Origin of the sequence: Methylobacterium cerastii (assembly GCF_022179125.1) — a bacterium.
In the GTDB taxonomy this organism is placed as follows: Bacteria; Pseudomonadota; Alphaproteobacteria; order Rhizobiales; family Beijerinckiaceae; genus Methylobacterium; species Methylobacterium cerastii.
Genome location: NZ_BPQG01000146.1, coordinates 1 through 1,176, shown reverse-complemented (window position 1 = coordinate 1,176; position 1,176 = coordinate 1). Strand labels below are relative to the sequence as shown.

Genomic DNA, 1,176 nt, shown 5'->3' with positions numbered 1-1,176 from the left:
CACCGAACTGTATTCCTGTGCTGACATCTCGGTCCCCAGTGTTCGTAAGGTCGCTACCGAACCTCCATTAGAACCGGAAGCTCCTATCCCGGCACCAAGAAAGAGAAGAACCACTGGCACCACACCTCCGCATAACCCCGAGGATTTCGTTCCCAGGGTACCGGTTGAGTTACCGTGGGAGCCGGAAGACCTAGACATCCAATTCGGTGACTTGGAGCCACGCCGCCGGAACACCAGGGACCGAGATGTCAGCACAGGAATACAGTTCGGTGACATCGACTTTAACCAGTCCTGACTAGGCAGGGCTGGCGCGTATATCTTTTCGTCTGACACTGGCCCGGGTCACCTACAGCAGAAGTCCGTAAGGCAACATGAATTGCCATGCGAGACTCTGTATGCCCATGAAGACGAACGCATATACCCGCCGGCATTTGACGGAGAGAAAGAGAAGGTACTCCAGGCAAAGATGCAGATGGCCCCGACAGAAGCGAATAAGAGCAGGTACCAGTCGAGGAAAGTAGAGAACATGAAGGCATTAATTGTAGAAAGACTACGCGAAGGAGCAAAGATGTACCTCCATGAGCAAACCGACAAAGTACCCACGTACACCAGCAAGTACCCTAGACCTGTGTACTCACCATCGGTGGATGACAGCCTGAGCGATCCGGAAGTGGCTGTGGCCGCCTGTAACTCTTTCTTAGAGGAGAATTATCCGACCGTGGCGAACTACCAGATAACCGATGAGTATGATGCTTATCTGGACTTGGTCGACGGCTCTGAAAGCTGCCTCGACAGAGCTACGTTCTGCCCGGCCAAACTAAGATGTTACCCTAAGCACCACGCATACCACCAACCACAAATCAGGAGCGCAGTACCTTCCCCTTTCCAAAACACGTTACAAAACGTGCTAGCCGCGGCCACTAAAAGAAATTGTAATGTCACCCAAATGAGAGAATTACCAACCATGGACTCTGCGGTGTTTAACGTAGAAAGCTTCAAAAAATACGCCTGTACCGGCGAATATTGGCAAGAATTTAAAGACAATCCTATACGGATCACCACCGAAAACATAACGACGTACGTGGCTAAACTCAAGGGTCCAAAGGCTGCTGCCCTTTTTGCCAAGACGCATAACCTGGTGCCGCTCCAGGAGGTGCCAATGGACCGCTTCGTGAT

At 51.6% G+C, this 1,176-nt stretch carries 1 protein-coding gene; it reads left to right on the top strand.

Annotated features, from left to right (window positions below; all coding sequences use genetic code 11):
- Positions 1-526: 526 nt before the first annotated feature.
- The coding region (locus MFF13_RS26700; protein ID WP_238273407.1) for an RNA-dependent RNA polymerase family protein at positions 527-1,176 on the top strand (650 nt) is incomplete at its 3' end.